This is a genomic window from Nostoc sp. C96 (genome assembly GCF_059384975.1).
Genome location: NZ_CM182020.1, coordinates 5,402,401 through 5,418,332, shown reverse-complemented (window position 1 = coordinate 5,418,332; position 15,932 = coordinate 5,402,401). Strand labels below are relative to the sequence as shown.

Below are 15,932 nucleotides of genomic sequence, written 5' to 3'. Positions count from 1 at the left end.
GTCGCCGCAGGCGGGGGGATCTTAATCTAGGATGACTCAACTTTATATTTGAAAAGTATTGATGACTAGTAAATTACTTCCCCACTCCCTTAAACCAAACAATCTTTCAGTGCATAAATCACCTGATCTTGTTGCTGGGTTGTAAGTTCAGGGAACATCGGCAAAGATAAAACCTCATGACAGGTTTGCTCGGCTACTGGCAATTGCCCTGATTGATAACCCAAATGTTGATAAACTGGCTGTAAATGCAGTGGATAAGGGTAGTAAACCATCGAATTTATACCCCGTTCTTGTAATTGATTCTTTACCCAATCGCGCCGCGAAGCACTAGCACCATTGCGTGATTCACTAACTACGCGAATTGTGAATTGATTCCAGACACTCTCGCCACCAGGAAGTTCTTCAGGGACAACAATTCCCGGAATTTGGCTGAGGAACTGTTGGTAGTAAGATGCGATCGCTTGTCGTTGTTGATTCCAATTATCGAGATAACGCAGCTTAATTTGCAAAATTGCGGCTTGAATGGCATCTAAGCGGCTATTTACCCCAACTTCCTCGTAGTAATAGCGATTTCTTTGTCCATGCTCCTTAATTACGCGCATCTTCGCTGCTAATTTTGGATCATTCGTTGTAATTGCTCCACCATCACCACAACCGCCGAGATTCTTGGTAGGGTAAAAACTAAAGCAACCAATATGCCCAATACTGCCAACTTTTTGATTATCCCAAACTGCACCTGTAGATTGAGCGCAATCTTCAATTATGGCTAAATTGTGAGTATTTGCGATTGCCATTAACTCTGTCATATCCACAGGCTGTCCGAACAAATGTACCGGAATAATCGCCTTGGTTTTGGGTGTAACCGCCGCAGCTATTTGCCGCAAATCTAAGTTAAATGTATTAATATCTATATCCACAAATACAGGCTTGGCTCCTACAGAGCTGATCACCTCCGCCGTTGCAATAAAGGTAAACGGTGTTGTAATCACCTCATCGCCTGCACCAATTTCTAAAGCTCGTAGCGCTAAGTAGAGTGCATCAGTTCCAGAGTTACAAGCTATACAATTAGTAACACCATGATAGTCAGCAAATTGTTGCTCAAAGCTTTCAATGATGGGGCCACCAATATAACGCCCGGAAGACAAAACTTCTAGCACTGCTGCACTCACTTCTGCTTCGATAGTGACGTATTGCTGCTTGATATCAAAGGCTGGAACAGAATTTACGCTTTGGAACATGAGTTTTTATGTGATTTGAAGATACAAAGGATGCACTTCGACAGTAGATTTTAGCTGCTTGACTTTTTATCAAACAGTTGGCTAATAGACTGTCTCCCCGGATACGCATCAAAAAGGGTGATTACTGAAATTATTGTATGGGTAAAAATATCATACTAATTCGTAATTTGTAATTTGTAATTCGTAATTAGGCCACTCTGAAAAAGTGTCAATCTACAAGACTTCTAGGGAGTCATTTTATGAAATTGATTAAAACCTCACGCAAAGATGATAGAGAATTATTCTGTTTAGCAGACATAACCTGATTTATGTAACAGGTCTGAGGTGAATACTCTCTCTGTACTTGAATAATTGAAATTCAACTCTCAAGTATGTAAGCTGTTGTGATCAGACAATTCCAGGAGGTGAAAAAACTGTGCCGGATTTAATCAAACTAGATTTAGCTGATTTAGCCTTGGCTGTGGGGTTAATGGCGATCGCCATTGGTTTATCCGCCTGGGAAAAATTAGGATTAGAGTTAAATTTGGCAATTGCAACTGGTAGAACCATCTTACAGCTGCTGGTATTGGGGTACGTTTTCGATTTCATCTTTGCCGTAAATAATGCTTGGGCGGTTTTGGGAATTTTAGCAATTATGCTGACAATGGGAGCGATTGTCGCACGAAATCGGATCAGCCAGAAAATTCCTTTAGTATTACCTGTGGTTTGGGGCGCAATTTTAGTCAGTACCGCCTTCACGCTCTTTTACACCAACTTCTTGATTCTCCAACCAGATAGATGGTACGAAGCAAAATATATGATTCCCTTTGCTGGGATGATTATTGGTAACGCCATGAATGCAGCGGCGATCGCTGGTGAACGTCTCGTTAGTACAGTCAATAATTCCGCTGGGGAAATTGAAACTCACTTAAGTTTAGGCGCAACGCCGCAACAAGCTGTCAGTCAGTACCGCAGAGAAGCCATTCGCGCCGCATTCCTTCCTACCATCAATCAAATGATGCTCATTGGTATGGCTACCCTTCCCAGTATTACCGCCGGACAGTTGTTAGGCGGTGTGAACCCTTTAGATGCTGTCTCTTATGAAATTTTAATTGTGTTTATGGTTGCTGTGGCAAACTTACTGACGACAATTTTAGTTACAAGGGGATTGTGTCGTCAGTTTTTTAACTCAGCGGCGCAGTTAATTAGATAATTGTGGACAACAAAAGTACTTTGATACGTTGACTTGCAAAATCACAGCATCAGGCTGAAAATTATGTTTTGGAGAAGAAGTCTTGATTTTTTGTCTTCTCTCGCAGGGGAGAGGACTGATTTATCTCTAGTGTGAGAGGATGCGATCGCTTGCTGATCAAAAAGCAACTCAATTATTCAGGCAATATTCAAGCAAGGCTAAGTCTCTTGAGCCGACATCAATTCTTCTGCTTCAGTGCATTGATATAAATCCCGCAGTATCCCCGCCAAGAAACTAGCTAACGCTCTTCATTAGACTGCTTATGGATAGATTAATCATGCCACAAAACAGCGATGACAAAGATTTCTCCTCAGAAACGCAGACTCAAATATTTGCTTACAAAGAACGGCTAAATTCTTGGATTGTTGCGCGGTTATTTCCAGATATGCAAAGGGTAACAGTTGCGAGATTTCGCAGCCGTTCTGATGCAGATGGTCATGTACAAAGTTTACGTCAACTCATGCCGGAAGCTAATTTTGTCGTGGTGTTTGATTGTCCCCGTCAGAAAGTAGCCATTTAAATTTTATGAGGGGCGATCGCCTGAATCGTCCTCTCATTCATTAATAATTAATATTATCAGCAAAACCATAACCACCACCGCCGGGAGTCTCAATGACAAATACATCACCAATATTCATTTCCACCACAGCTTTACTACCTAAATCCTCAACTGTTCCATCACACCTTTCCAGATAATTTTTTCCTAATTTTCCAGCTTCACCACCAGATAAACCAAAAGGTGCAACTACACGATGATTTGATAAAATTGCTGCGGTCATAGGTTCCAAAAAACGCAAGCGGCGAATGACACCATTTCCGCCATAATGATGGCCTTTACCACCACTATGATGACGAATAGCAAAATTTTCTAACACAATTGGAAAACGCCATTCTAATACTTCTGGATCTGTCAGACGCGAATTAGTCATGTGTGTTTGCACTGCATCTGTACCAGCAAAATTTGCACCTGCACCAGAACCACCACAGATTGTTTCATAATATTGATAGCGTTCATTCCCAAAGGTAAAATTATTCATCGTTCCTTGAGAAGCCGCTAAAACCCCCAACGCGCCATATAAAGCATCGGTAATTGCTTGGGAAGTTTCCACGTTTCCCGCCACCACAGCCACAGGGTAACAGGGATTTAACATACACCCTTCAGGAATGTTAATTTCTAAAGGTTTCAGACAACCAGCGTTTAAAGGAATATCATCATTAACTAATGTACGGAAAACGTATAAAACTGCTGCTTTACATACTGCTGCTGGAGCATTAAAATTATTATTTATTTGCTGATTTGAAGTACCAGTAAAATCAATTTTAGCGCTGCGTTTTTCTCGGTTAATGGTAATTGCAACTTGAATCATACTACCATTATCTAAGGCATAACTGAAACTGCCATCTTGTAAAACTTCAATGACACGCCGTACAGATTCTTCGGCATTGTCTTGCACAAAAACCATGTAAGCTTGTACAGTTTCTAATCCATAGTGTTCTACCATTTTTAACAATTCTTGCACACCGCGTTCATTAGCAGCGATTTGTGCTTGTAAATCTGCTAAATTTTGGGTAACATTGCGTGCAGGGTAAGGTTCACTTGTAAGCAAATTTACTAATTCTGCTTCGCGGAATTGGCCTGCTGCAACTAACTGAAAATTATCGATTAATATCCCTTCTTCTACCACATTTGTACTATTGGGTGGCATTGAACCGGGAGTAATACCGCCGATATCTGCATGGTGTCCCCGTGAGGCGACGTAGAATAGTGGAGAGTCGGGAGTACTGAGTGTTAAATCGGGGAAGACTGGGGTGATAACGGTAATATCTGGTAAGTGAGTCCCGCCGTTATAGGGATTATTAGAGACAAAGACATCACCAGGTTTGATGGTGTCACCATAGTTAGTAATTAAAGCTTGTACACTTTCACTCATCGAACCCAAATGCACAGGAATGTGAGGCGCATTCGCTACCAATTGTCCAGCACCATCAAAAATTGCACAGGAGAAATCCAGCCTTTCTTTGATGTTTACCGAGGAACTGGTATTTTGTAAGGTTATACCCATTTGTTCTGCGATCGCCCGAAACAAATTATTAAAAATCTCCAGCATAACGGGATCGGGTTTTTGTCCTACCCTGCGGGAAGCTGCTAACGCGTCTAGGTCATTTGTCCGTTGTCCGTTGTCGTCTGCAATACCAAGCACAGACAACACAAGATGATTGCGTGTAGTTAATTCCGCTTGCCAATGGGGTTCAATAACATTTGTACCAGTTGTCTCTACAATAATGGCTGGCCCTGCGATACAATCTCCTGGTTGTAAATCTTGGCGTTGGTATACTGGAGTTGTTTGCCATGTACCAGTAGTGTACATTTGTGTAGTCGCAGCCGCTACAGGCTCTTTGGTATCCCTACGTGTAATTTCATTCTCTGGCGGCGCATCATGCTTCACCACCACCTCAACCGCCACAGCTTCCACAATCAACCGCTTTTCAGCAGCAATAAACCCATAACGCTGACGATGTAACTCCTCAAACTGCCGCTGCATCATCACCACATCAGCAAAATCTACAATCAAAGGCGCATCCGTTCCCTCATATCTAAGATGCACTTTGCGATAAACCTCTATCTTGGCGATCTCTGCGTCTTGGCGGTTCGTTTCCCCCACCAAAGCTACAAACTCTGACTCCAACTCCGCCAACAAACCCTCATCCAAAACCGCTTCCACCGACTTTTCTCGAATCACCCTGACATCTGCCAAACCCATACCATAAGCAGACAACACCCCCGCGAATGGATGGATAAATACCTGCTTCATCCCCAAAGCATCAGCAATTAAACAAGCGTGTTGCCCACCAGCACCACCAAAACAGCACAAAGTATACTCCGATACATCATAACCACGCTGGAGAGAGATTTTTTTGATAGCGTTTGCCATTTTATCAACTGCGATCGCCAAAAATCCCGTAGCAACTTCTTCCGGTGTTCTCCCATCGCCAATTTCCGTCGTTAATTGCCCAAACTTCTGCCGTACTACCTCTACATCTAAGGGCAAATCGCCATTCACCCCGAATATCTTAGGGAAAAACTCTGGTTGCAATTTACCCACCATCACGTTGCAGTCAGTTACCGTCAACCTTCCGCCCTTGGAATAAGCCGCTGGGCCTGGATTTGCCCCCGCAGATTCCGGCCCCACCCGATAGCGAGAACCATCAAACTGCACAATCGAACCACCACCAGCCGCAACGGTATGAATCGCCATCATCGGTGTTCGCAGACGCACTCCGGCGACTTCTGTTTCAAAGGTGCGTTCATACTCGCCATTGTAATGCGCCACATCAGTGGATGTGCCGCCCATATCAAAGCTGATAATCTTGTCAAATCCAGCCATCCGGCTTGTTTGTACTGCCCCAACTATCCCACCTGCCGGGCCTGATAAAATGCTATCTTTACCTTGAAAGTTCTCTGCATCCGCTAGTCCACCATTGGATTGCATGAACATCAATTTAGTTGTTTGTCCTACCCTGCGGGAAGCCGCTAACGCGTCTAGGTCATTTGTCCTTTGTCCTTTGTTAGTAGCAAATGACAATTGACTGGATACTTGATTTACATATCGCCGCAAAATTGGTGATAAATAAGCGTCAACAACCGTCGTGTCGCCCCGACTAACTAATTTCATTAAAGGGCTGACTTTGTGAGATGTGGAAACTTGAGTAAAGCCAATACTTTTGGCTAAAGTGGCGACTTGTTGTTCATGGGCGGTGTAGCGGTAGCCGTGCATAAAAACAATGGCACAGCAACGAATCCCATCATTGTATGCTGCTTGTAATTGCGGACGAACTGCATCGATATTTAAAGGGATTAATTCCTCACCTTGGGCGCTGTAACGTTCTTCGACTTCAATTACTTTTTCGTACAGCATTTCTGGCAAAATTATCTCAAGGGCGAAGATATCGGGACGGTTTTGATAACCGATACGTAAAGCATCCCGAAATCCTTGAGTAATTACTAAAACGGTGCGATCGCCTTTTCTTTCTAATAAAGCATTTGTCGCTACAGTTGTTCCCATTTTCACCGCCGCGATGCGATCGCCTGGAATTGGCGCATCAGCCGCAATTCCCAACAGTTCACGAATTCCTTGCACTGCTGCATCGGTGTAGCGTTCAGGATTTTCTGACAGCAGCTTGTGAATGACCAATTCCCCATCAGGACGCTTCGCCACAATATCGGTGAACGTCCCGCCTCTATCAATCCAGAATTCCCAACTTGCCAAAGATGGTGATGCCCCAGTCATAGTAAATTCCTCTATGCCGATTTTGCTACTGCCAAGGTTATGATTTTTAAGTTATCAGATAGTTACTTGCTTGGTTCGCTGAAGATTTCTAGGGTAATTGCATGGCAGTTGAAAAAATCAGTTGGTCTAAAATGGCTTTTCAGATGAAAGGCTCGGTGATATCTTCAATTTATCCACGAGTTTTTTGGTGTGGCTTTTTTGGTGTTGTAATTTCGGTTCTTTATTATTTAAAATTACCTGTATCTCAACCTATTTTAGGAAATGTTATTCCTAGTATTGTCTTAGGTTTATTATTAGTTTTTCGGACAAATACTGCTTATGATCGGTTTTGGGAAGGTAGAAAAGCCTGGGGTTCTATAGTCAACACTGTACGTAATTTAGCACGACAGATTTGGGTGTCTATTGACGAAGTATCTCCTGAAGATAGAGAACATAAAGTTGCTGCCTTACGTTTATTAGTAGCTTTTGCTGTCACAACTAAATTGCATCTAAGAGAAGAAAAAATTAATGGTGAACTAGAAGAGTTAATTCCCACATCTAAGTATATAAAATTGCAGACGATGAACCATCCACCTTTAGAGGTTGCTTTTTGGATTGGTGACTATTTGCAACAACAGTATGACCGCAAATGCTTAAATAGCTACCAATTAACTAGTCTGCAAGAACTATTAAATAATTTAGTGGATAATTTAGGTTCTTGCGAACGGATTTTAAGAACACCTATGCCTCTAGCTTATGCCATACATCTCAAGCAATTATTGTTATTGTATTGCTGCTTATTGCCCTTTCAAATGGTAGAAACTTTAGGATGGTGGACAGGCTTAATTGTCTCTTTAATTAGTTTTACATTGTTTGGCATTGAGGCTATCGGCTTAGAAATCGAAAATCCTTTTGGTTATGATGCCAATGACTTACCACTAGATGCGATTTGCAACACCATGAAACGCAACATTGATGATTTAATTAGTTTGCCACCAAATGTGCGATCGCTTCCTGACAATATCGCCATTTAAAGACTAAGCTAACCGTCTAATTCCCTGTTCTAAACCTTGGCAAACACTTGTCAGAAAATCTAAATCTAGACTGGCAATATTATCACTAGGTTTGTGATAATTGGGATTCCGTAAAAATGCCGTATCTGTCACCATAATCGCTGGATAGCCCAAATCCCAAAAGGGTGCATGATCGCTGAGTCTGGTTTGAGGTACAATTGAGCCTCGGTTAGGTACTGGTAGCCACTGACTGGGTAAGCCAGCTTTGCGAATATTCCGGCTGAGGCTGATTAAATCCCGAATTGTCCGCAAATTTCCAATTAAAGCAATAAAATCACCTTGATTGGGATAAAACTTCTCCAACGGACGGGGATAAGCTTGGGAACCAGGCGTGGAGTTGCAATAACCCAACATTTCCAGAGAGATCATTAAGCGGAGTGATTGCTGTTGTTGATGCAATAAAGCTGCATATTCAGCACTGCCTAGTAAGCCATATTCTTCCATATCAAAAGCTACTAGCCGCAAGGGATATTTAGCAGGTTCCGCTGCAAATTTTCTGGCTAATTCTAATAACACCGCTACACCTGTAGCATTATCATCTGCCCCTGGCGTTCCCGGCACAGCGTCGTAGTGCGCCCCAATCAAAATTGGGGGTAAATCTTGGTGCTTCCCTATTGTTTGACTTGATAAATTTAAAATCAGGTTGTTGCAGGTTTTCCCTCTCACTACAAAGGTGTGGATTTCCACACTTCCCCATTGCGCTAATTCTTGACGAATGTATTCTTGGACAAAGAAATGTCCTGCTGTGGCGAAGAAAGGATCGCGTTCTCTGGCGATTTCATGCAGATGAGTTCGTAATTGCTCTTGTAAATTCAAAGCTTGCAAGTATTCTTCAAATAAACTTCTGAGTATCAGGAGTAAGTCAACAATCAATCAAAAAAGGGCGGATTACCCAACTTAAAGCGCTGATAAAGTAGAGTTTTTCGACTATAGAGATTTAGAGCTACTTAGACATACTCAGCATTGTGAATGCTATCCTAGTTTTGCAACTAGCTCCTTAACCTTAAATTTATTCAACTTTTGCCTTAATTGACTATTATACCATTGAGGTGTTTTCCACTAATAGCTTCATGCTATTGGTAGTCTTGGCCAATCATAATAAATTAATAGATATAAGACACACTAGGAGAAGAGTAACGCATGGGCAAGGTAGTCGGCATCGACTTGGGTACAACCAACTCAGTAGTCGCCGTGATGGAGGGTGGCAAGCCGGTGGTGATTGCCAATGCAGAAGGAATGCGAACAACACCCTCCGTAGTTGGTTTCAGCAAAGATGGCGAGAGAGTGGTTGGGCAAATGGCACGACGGCAAACCGTCCTCAACCCGCAAAATACTTTTTTTGCAGTTAAACGCTTTATTGGACGAAAGTATGGTGAACTCAGCCCAGATTCTAAGCGTGTGCCATACACCATCCGCAAAGACGAAATCGGGAATATCAAAGTTGCTTGTCCCCGCCTGAGTAAAGATTTTGCCCCCGAAGAAATTTCGGCAATGGTACTCAAGAAATTAGCCGATGATGCCAGCCGTTATTTAGGTGAACCTGTTACAGGCGCAGTTCTGACAGTTCCCGCTTATTTTAACGATTCTCAAAGACAGGCAACCCGTGATGCAGGCAGAATTGCCGGCTTAGAAGTATTGCGAATTCTCAACGAACCCACCGCTGCTTCTTTAGCTTACGGTTTAGATCGTGGTGACACCGAAACCATCTTAGTCTTTGACTTGGGTGGTGGGACTTTTGATGTATCGATTTTAGATGTTGGCGATGGGGTATTTGAAGTTAAAGCCACCAGTGGTGATACCCAACTGGGTGGAAATGACTTTGATAAAAAGATAGTGGATTGGTTAGCAGAGCAATTTTTAGAAACCGAAGGTGTAGACTTAAGACGCGATCGCCAAGCTCTACAACGTTTAATGGAAGCAGCAGAAAAAGCTAAAATTGAATTATCTGCTGTGAGCATCACGGATATCAATTTGCCCTTTATCACCGCCACAGAAGACGGGCCAAAACATATCGAAACTCGTCTGACGCGTTCTCAATTTGAAGGTTTGTGTAGTGATTTAGTCGGACGCGTCCGCACACCAGTCAAAAGGGCATTAAAAGATGCTGGACTCAGGCCAGAAGATATCGAAGAAGTTGTGTTAGTTGGTGGTTCAACCAGAATCCCCATGATTAAGCAACTAGTCCGTGACTTAATTGGCATTGAACCTAACGAAAATGTTAACCCTGATGAAGTCGTCGCCGTTGGTGCAGCCATTCAAGCAGGTATCCTCGCTGGTGAACTGAAGGATTTGCTGTTATTGGATGTCACACCTTTATCTTTGGGATTGGAAACTATCGGCGGTGTGATGAAAAAACTCATTCCTCGCAATACCACTATCCCAGTCCGCCGTTCGGATATCTTCTCCACTTCCGAAAATAACCAAAACACCGTGGAAATTCACGTAGTGCAAGGAGAGAGGGAAATGGCAGGAGATAACAAATCTCTCGGACGGTTCAAATTATATGGCATTCCCCCAGCCCCGCGCGGCATTCCTCAAGTCCAGGTATCATTTGATATTGATGCCAACGGGATTTTACAGGTAACAGCCTTAGATAGAACAACAGGTAGAGAACAAAGTATCACTATTCAAGGCGCATCCACCTTAAGTGAATCAGAAATAAATCGGATGATTCAGGACGCGCAAAAATACGCGGATGTCGATCGCGAACGCAAAGAACGCGTCGAAAAACGCACCCGTTCCGAAGCATTGATTTTACAAGCAGAACGACAACTGCGAGAAGTAGCCTTAGAATTTGGTATGCAATTTGCCCGCAGTCGTCGCCAACGCATTGATAATATCAGCCGCGAACTAAAGGAAAGTTTACAAGCCAACGACGATCGCGGTATTGATCAAGCCTACGCTGACTTGCAAGATGCCCTTTATGAACTAAACCGAGAAGTCCGTCAGTATTATGCTGAAGACGAAGACGATGACTTGTTCGGCACCATTAAAGAAATCTTCACAGGAGGCGGCGACAAAGAACGAGAACGGGAACCTGATTACTACCGCGATAATTACCGCGATCGCGATTCCTATAACAGCAGAGACTACGGTAGAGAAAATGGCAGAGATTATGGTAGAGACAGCCGTTCTTCAGCCTATGACAGTCGCCCATCTCGCCGCACATCCCGCCCTAGTTATCAAGATAATTGGGATGAAAATGACGATGACTGGTTGTAATACTGCCCTTACATGGCAATAACCACCGTTACTAAGGTGAGAAATTTGATTCAAAATACGGATTTAGCCATTGGTGATAAGTAATAAGTAATGAGTCAATAGTATTAAGTAGGTAGACATAATTAAATATAAAATGCCAACCTGTGAAACCCTATCACATACTAGCTTTTACCTTATGCCTCTTGCATCCTGTCTCCTGCCTTCTACGTACTGATTACTTAATAATTATTACCAACATCTAAAATCTAAAATTTAAATTTAAATAACTGAACTATGCAAAATTTGCAGAATTTTCGCGATTACTACGAGATTTTAGGAGTAGATAAAGATGCCTCTAATGAAGAAATTAAAAAGAACTATCGGCGATTAGCTAGACAATATCACCCTGACTTGAATCCAGGAAATAAAGCCGCTGAAGAAAAATTTAAAGATATTGGTGAAGCTTACGAAGTGCTTTCCGACGCAGCCAAAAGAGCGCAATACGACCAGTTTAGTCGCTATTGGAAGCAAAAAGGCTTTGCTGGGAACAAACAAACGCCAAAAACCAAAGGCTGGGGAGAACGTCCAAGCGATCGCAGCAATAGCAATCAAGTAGACCCCAGTCAATTTGCTAATTTTGAAGACTTTATCAATCAAGTTGTAGGTGTTGGTAGTCGCCAAGATACCAGAAATGGCAGTACTACAAAAACCGATCCGTTTCGTTCGCCGAACAGCAGAGTTCAATATACAGTTCCTAAAAATCCGCCAAAACCTGCGCGGCGAGATATTGAAGCCCGATTAACCTTACCATTAGAAAAAGCTTATCAAGGTGGTAACGAGCGCATTCGTTTAGAAGATGGGCGATCGCTAGAAGTGACAATGCCTCCAGCTATGGTTACAGGTCAGAGTATCCGCCTAAAAAACCAAGGTATCAGCGGTGGCGACTTATACCTAAAAATTACTGTCGAGCCACATCCCTTATTTAAATTAGAAGGCGCAAACATAGCCTGTCAAGTACCCGTAACTCCCAGTGAAGCAGTTCTCGGCGGATCTGTTGAAGCACCCACCCTCGATGGCCCTGTGAAAATGACCATCCCCCCAGGTGTTAGGTCTGGTCAAAGATTCCGATTGGCAAATAAAGGCTACCCTACCGACAATGGCAAACGCGGCGATCAATTGGTGGAGATTCAGATAATTACACCAAAAAATATTAGTCCCGAAGAAAAAGAACTTTACGAAAAAATTCGGCAAATTGAAACCTTTAAACCTCGCGCTGATTTACTAGGTTAGGGTTTTCCACTCACAAACCTATAAAAGTTGTTGCAATTCCTCAATAGTGTTAACAGTTTTAATCGCTTGTTGAATAGCTTTTAATCGCTGTAAATCACTCATTTGGGAAATATTTGGCATCAACTCTGACCCAGCATTGCCGAACTTAATCTCTAAGGCCAGTTCAATCCCGGAAAATAATTCCTCCCGTCGACCACGTTCTTCACCCCGCGCCTCACCCCGCGCTTCGCCTCGCGCCTCGCCTTCGCGTAAAATTTCTTGATACCAAGGTGACTCACGTAACACAGCCATATCCCACCTCATGATTTCTTGAACTAACGCACTTTCTAAAACAAACGTAGCAAAAAAAGCCAAGACTGTTTCTAATTGGTTTAGCTGTTCATCAGCACGGAGAATTCGTAATGCTTCTCGAATTATCGACTCATTTTCACCACCTCTAAGAATCGGTACAAAGGGAAGTAGAGATGGTAGAGGTTGTTCCAAAACAATATTCACATCAACTTCCCACAAGTTAATCACACGATAATCTTGTAATGACCGCAATCCAGCAATGTTTGATTCAAAACTAGTAGGTATTGGTTCATTAGTAGTCTTCAGAATATTAATTAAAACAGGATATGTTGGTAGATTATATTTTTCTTCGGCCAGGGCTGAATATGCACGCATCCGACGCGGCATTTGCGATTGATAGCGTAATTGTAATTCGTTGAGGACGAGAAATTCACCGTATTCAGGACTGGTAGCACGGACTAAAACATCACTTTCTCTGCTGATCCATTGAAATTCAGAACTGAGAATTTCCCCGGCAATGACATCAGGGATTTTTGTTACCCATTTTACCCAGTTGTCAGGTGCAAGGCTGATTAATTTTTTAGTGCTAACATCTGCGCGTTTGGACATCGATATGGAGAGGCACTTAGGCAATGAAATTTATCGTATCTTGTACATGCCATCACAATAAAAGATTCGTATGGAGCAGGAGTAGGAGGTTTACAATATTATAAAAAACTTGATCGCCAACCTCAAACAGCCGTGAATCAAAATGGGGCCATGCCACAAAGTAGTGAAACCTCCTACTACTCGCTGCTAGGACTGCATCCCTCTGCATCGGTGATTGATATTCGCCGTGCTTATCGGGAACTAAGCAAGCGCTATCATCCTGACACTACAGAATTACCTGCTACCCTGGCTACAGCTAAATTTCAGCAAATTAATGAAGCTTATGCCACTTTAAGCCATCCAGAACGGCGACTCAGTTATGACTTGAAAATTGGCTATTCTCGCTTTGGTGTAATTCAAGCACCTGCGGATTTGCATCGTCCTGTGCGTTATTCTTATGATTACTCTAAATCAGCTTACCTCGATGCCAGCGATCGCCCGCTTTCGTCTGGCGAAATATTCGCTTTATTTATCCTGGGACTGACCTTTGTCGGATGTTTATTACTAGCACTGGCGATTGGATTTGCTCGTGGTGAAGCTGCTTTTCAAACCCAATCTCCTCTACTTACCCCCAAAGTCGAAAAGCATATTTCTGATGTATCCCAATTAACTAGTTCTGGAGAGTCTCAAAACTATAACTTTTCCATATTCCAATAAACAGTTTCCTACCTCAAAATCTCAAATTATTATGTCTATTCTGCCAGCAGATACCCCTTTATATAATCATCCTCTACCACAAATTGAACAATGGTTAAAAGACCAAGGCTGTCAACAAGATGAAACACAACGTCATTGTTGGCGTGTGCAAAGACCCGATTGGCAAGCTGAACTTTGGCTAGATATTGAGCAAATTGTAGTTAGATATCTTGAGGCTGGAGACAATCAACAAGACATCCAACGCTCCTTCAAGTATTCTCTTAGCCGTGAGGATATAGAACAAGCTGTATTTTCTGGCCCTTAAAAGGTCGAAGTCTCAAGGGTAAAGTATAAAAAAGGATGAAATTTATATTTCAGACTTTAGACTTTCCCAAATCTCCGATCTCGTTGCTGATATGCACATAAAGCCCGGTGAAACTCAGCGCGGTCGAAATCAGGCCAAAGAGTCTCGCTGATGTAAATTTCCCCGTAAGCCATTTGCCAGAGGAGAAAATTGGAAAGGCGCATTTCCCCGCTAGTACGAATTAATAAATCAGGGTCATCAATTCCAGCAGTGTAAAGATGGCTTTCAAATACTGATTCATCAATTTCATCTGGTTTGAGGATACCTTGCTGAACTTTTTGGGCGATCGCGCGGCAAGCTTGTAAAATTTCTTGCCGTCCGCCATAATTAGTGGCCACAGAAAACTTAATACTGCGGTTATTCTTCGTGGCTTCCATTGAACGAGTAATTTCATCTTGCAGCGATCGCGGCAAAGCCTGCAAATTTCCCACAAACTGAATTTGCACATTTTCCTCAACCATTTCTCGCAGTTCTTGGCGTAAAACTACTTGGAATAAAGTCATCAAAAAATCCACTTCTTCCTGCGGTCTTTTCCAGTTTTCCGTAGAAAAAGCATAAGCTGTCAGTGCCTCAATTCCCCAGTCTTTGCAACAACGCAGCAAGTCTTTCAAAGCATCAACACCACGCTTATGACCCATGATTCGCGGCAAACCTTGACGTTTAGCCCATCGACCATTGCCATCCATAATCACCGCAACGTGTTTGGGCAGTAGTTCCCGTTTCAAGTCGGGAGGCAAATATAGCAGTTCAGTTTGTTGTACAGTCATTTTTTATCTCGAGAAGCGGTCGATGGTAATCCAAGTAAACGTGAAACTAGTACCAGTGCCTTACTACCAATCTGACGCACCCAGCTTAACAGACCAGGAGCCACTGCTTCCCGATCTACAGTTGGAGATAAGCGAGCCTCTAAGGACTCTTTGAGTTTTCTAATGGTCAGTGGTCTATTTAGGGTTCCCCGTTCCGCTAGGGAAATAGAACCCGTTTCTTCTGATACAACTACACAAATACAATTTTCGACCCGCTCAGTAATTCCCATTGCTGCCCGATGGCGTGTACCCAACTGGCGCGAGGCTGTGCGTCCCGAAAGTGGTAAAATTATACCTGATGATACAATTCTTGAGCCGCGAATCAAAGTCGCCCCATCATGTAACAAAGTTTTCGGCTGAAAAATTGTTTGTATAAGTTCCTTAGAGACTTCAGCATTCAGCTTAACTCCAGGCACAGAAAAATCTCGCTCGTCAATTGGGCCAGTGGTTTCCAAAATTAGCAAAGCTCCAATTCGGTTTTTTGAAAGTTCTTTAACCGCATCCACAATTTCATCAATCACACTATCAGATTTGGGGATGGACAAACTGGATGTTTGAAATAACTGGCGTATTTCTCCACGGCCTAATTGTTCCAAAAATCTCCGAAATTCTGATTGTAGTGCTACCGCCATCGCCACAGCACAACCAATCACTAATTTTTCTAGGACAAAATTTAGCAGGGGTAAGCCCAATCTACCGCTGATTGCCGATGCCAGCATTAAAATAATAAATCCTCGCACCATCCAAAGTGTCCGGCGCTCGCTAATAATAACTAGTATCATGTACGTCAGCGCCAGCACTAATACAATATCCAGAGTCCCAAGTAGCAAGGACTGCGACCATCCTAGGTTTGTCAGCCAATGCTTTGACCAATCTCTCATGACAT

At 42.8% G+C, this 15,932-nt stretch carries 13 protein-coding genes; 7 read left to right on the top strand and 6 right to left on the bottom strand.

Going from position 1 to position 15,932, the window contains the following annotated elements; genetic code table 11:
• Positions 1 to 89: 89 nt before the first annotated feature.
• A complete protein-coding gene (locus AC504W_RS23200; RefSeq protein WP_494874557.1) occupies positions 90 to 1,238 on the bottom strand; it encodes a DegT/DnrJ/EryC1/StrS family aminotransferase in 1,149 nt (382 codons plus the stop codon).
• 415 nt (positions 1,239 to 1,653) lie between these two features.
• Between AC504W_RS23200 and AC504W_RS23195 the strand changes: the two genes are divergently transcribed.
• The gene (locus AC504W_RS23195; RefSeq protein WP_494874556.1) at positions 1,654 to 2,430 is read left to right on the top strand and encodes an ABC transporter permease; all 777 of its coding nucleotides are present in this window, start codon (positions 1,654 to 1,656) and stop codon (positions 2,428 to 2,430) included.
• A 316-nt stretch (positions 2,431 to 2,746) separates the two neighbouring features.
• On the top strand, positions 2,747 to 2,989 hold the full coding sequence (locus tag AC504W_RS23190) for a hypothetical protein (RefSeq protein WP_494878740.1): 243 nt from the start codon (positions 2,747 to 2,749) through the stop codon (positions 2,987 to 2,989).
• 40 nt (positions 2,990 to 3,029) lie between these two features.
• On the opposite strand, the gene AC504W_RS23185 is transcribed toward AC504W_RS23190, so the two are convergent.
• A complete protein-coding gene (locus AC504W_RS23185; protein WP_494874555.1) occupies positions 3,030 to 6,758 on the bottom strand; it encodes a hydantoinase B/oxoprolinase family protein in 3,729 nt (1,242 codons plus the stop codon).
• A 101-nt stretch (positions 6,759 to 6,859) separates the two neighbouring features.
• Here AC504W_RS23185 and AC504W_RS23180 point away from each other — a divergent pair, with 101 nt between their 5' ends.
• A complete protein-coding gene (locus AC504W_RS23180) occupies positions 6,860 to 7,771 on the top strand; it encodes a bestrophin family protein (protein ID WP_494874553.1) in 912 nt (303 codons plus the stop codon).
• 3 nt (positions 7,772 to 7,774) lie between these two features.
• On the opposite strand, the gene AC504W_RS23175 is transcribed toward AC504W_RS23180, so the two are convergent.
• Positions 7,775 to 8,626 (bottom strand): M28 family peptidase, encoded by an 852-nt coding sequence (locus AC504W_RS23175; protein WP_494878739.1) that lies wholly within the window; start codon positions 8,624 to 8,626, stop codon positions 7,775 to 7,777.
• A 324-nt stretch (positions 8,627 to 8,950) separates the two neighbouring features.
• Between AC504W_RS23175 and dnaK the strand changes: the two genes are divergently transcribed.
• Positions 8,951 to 11,032 carry a molecular chaperone DnaK gene (dnaK, locus tag AC504W_RS23170; RefSeq protein WP_494874552.1) on the top strand — a complete coding sequence of 694 codons (2,082 nt, stop codon included), beginning with the start codon at positions 8,951 to 8,953 and terminating at the stop codon, positions 11,030 to 11,032.
• Between the two features lie 273 nt (positions 11,033 to 11,305).
• Entirely contained in the window at positions 11,306 to 12,301 is a 996-nt protein-coding gene (locus AC504W_RS23165) for a DnaJ C-terminal domain-containing protein (protein ID WP_494874551.1), read from the top strand.
• 18 nt (positions 12,302 to 12,319) lie between these two features.
• Here AC504W_RS23165 and AC504W_RS23160 read toward each other — a convergent pair whose 3' ends face one another.
• Positions 12,320 to 13,201: an Rpn family recombination-promoting nuclease/putative transposase gene (locus AC504W_RS23160; protein ID WP_494874550.1), complete on the bottom strand. Its 882-nt coding sequence runs from the start codon at positions 13,199 to 13,201 to the stop codon at positions 12,320 to 12,322.
• A gap of 150 nt (positions 13,202 to 13,351) precedes the next feature.
• On the opposite strand from AC504W_RS23160, the gene AC504W_RS23155 reads away from it, so the two are divergent.
• The gene (locus AC504W_RS23155; protein WP_494874549.1) at positions 13,352 to 13,897 is read left to right on the top strand and encodes a J domain-containing protein; all 546 of its coding nucleotides are present in this window, start codon (positions 13,352 to 13,354) and stop codon (positions 13,895 to 13,897) included.
• Between the two features lie 31 nt (positions 13,898 to 13,928).
• Positions 13,929 to 14,201, top strand: coding sequence for a DUF3143 domain-containing protein (locus tag AC504W_RS23150; protein ID WP_096580369.1), 273 nt, complete (start codon positions 13,929 to 13,931; stop codon positions 14,199 to 14,201).
• A gap of 56 nt (positions 14,202 to 14,257) precedes the next feature.
• Here AC504W_RS23150 and uppS read toward each other — a convergent pair whose 3' ends face one another.
• Positions 14,258 to 15,007 carry a polyprenyl diphosphate synthase gene (gene uppS, locus AC504W_RS23145; RefSeq protein WP_494874548.1) on the bottom strand — a complete coding sequence of 250 codons (750 nt, stop codon included), beginning with the start codon at positions 15,005 to 15,007 and terminating at the stop codon, positions 14,258 to 14,260.
• On the bottom strand, positions 15,004 to 15,927 hold the full coding sequence (cdaA, locus tag AC504W_RS23140; RefSeq protein ID WP_096580365.1) for a diadenylate cyclase CdaA: 924 nt from the start codon (positions 15,925 to 15,927) through the stop codon (positions 15,004 to 15,006). The genes uppS and cdaA overlap by 4 nt, the downstream gene beginning before the upstream one ends.
• Between the last annotated feature and the right edge of the window lie 5 nt (positions 15,928 to 15,932).

Excerpts from the sequence above, each read along its gene's own strand:
- AC504W_RS23200 (WP_494874557.1), bottom strand. The coding sequence starts at position 1,238 with ATGTTCCAAAGCGTAAATTCTGTTCCAGCCTTTGATATCAAGCAGCAA.
- AC504W_RS23190 (WP_494878740.1), top strand. The coding sequence starts at position 2,747 with ATGCCACAAAACAGCGATGACAAAGATTTCTCCTCAGAAACGCAGACT.
- AC504W_RS23185 (WP_494874555.1), bottom strand. The coding sequence starts at position 6,758 with ATGACTGGGGCATCACCATCTTTGGCAAGTTGGGAATTCTGGATTGAT.
- AC504W_RS23180 (WP_494874553.1), top strand. The coding sequence starts at position 6,860 with ATGGCAGTTGAAAAAATCAGTTGGTCTAAAATGGCTTTTCAGATGAAA.
- dnaK (WP_494874552.1), top strand. The coding sequence starts at position 8,951 with ATGGGCAAGGTAGTCGGCATCGACTTGGGTACAACCAACTCAGTAGTC.
- AC504W_RS23165 (WP_494874551.1), top strand. The coding sequence starts at position 11,306 with ATGCAAAATTTGCAGAATTTTCGCGATTACTACGAGATTTTAGGAGTA.
- AC504W_RS23160 (WP_494874550.1), bottom strand. The coding sequence starts at position 13,201 with ATGTCCAAACGCGCAGATGTTAGCACTAAAAAATTAATCAGCCTTGCA.
- AC504W_RS23155 (WP_494874549.1), top strand. The coding sequence starts at position 13,352 with ATGCCACAAAGTAGTGAAACCTCCTACTACTCGCTGCTAGGACTGCAT.
- AC504W_RS23150 (WP_096580369.1), top strand. The coding sequence starts at position 13,929 with ATGTCTATTCTGCCAGCAGATACCCCTTTATATAATCATCCTCTACCA.
- uppS (WP_494874548.1), bottom strand. The coding sequence starts at position 15,007 with ATGACTGTACAACAAACTGAACTGCTATATTTGCCTCCCGACTTGAAA.
- cdaA (WP_096580365.1), bottom strand. The coding sequence starts at position 15,927 with ATGAGAGATTGGTCAAAGCATTGGCTGACAAACCTAGGATGGTCGCAG.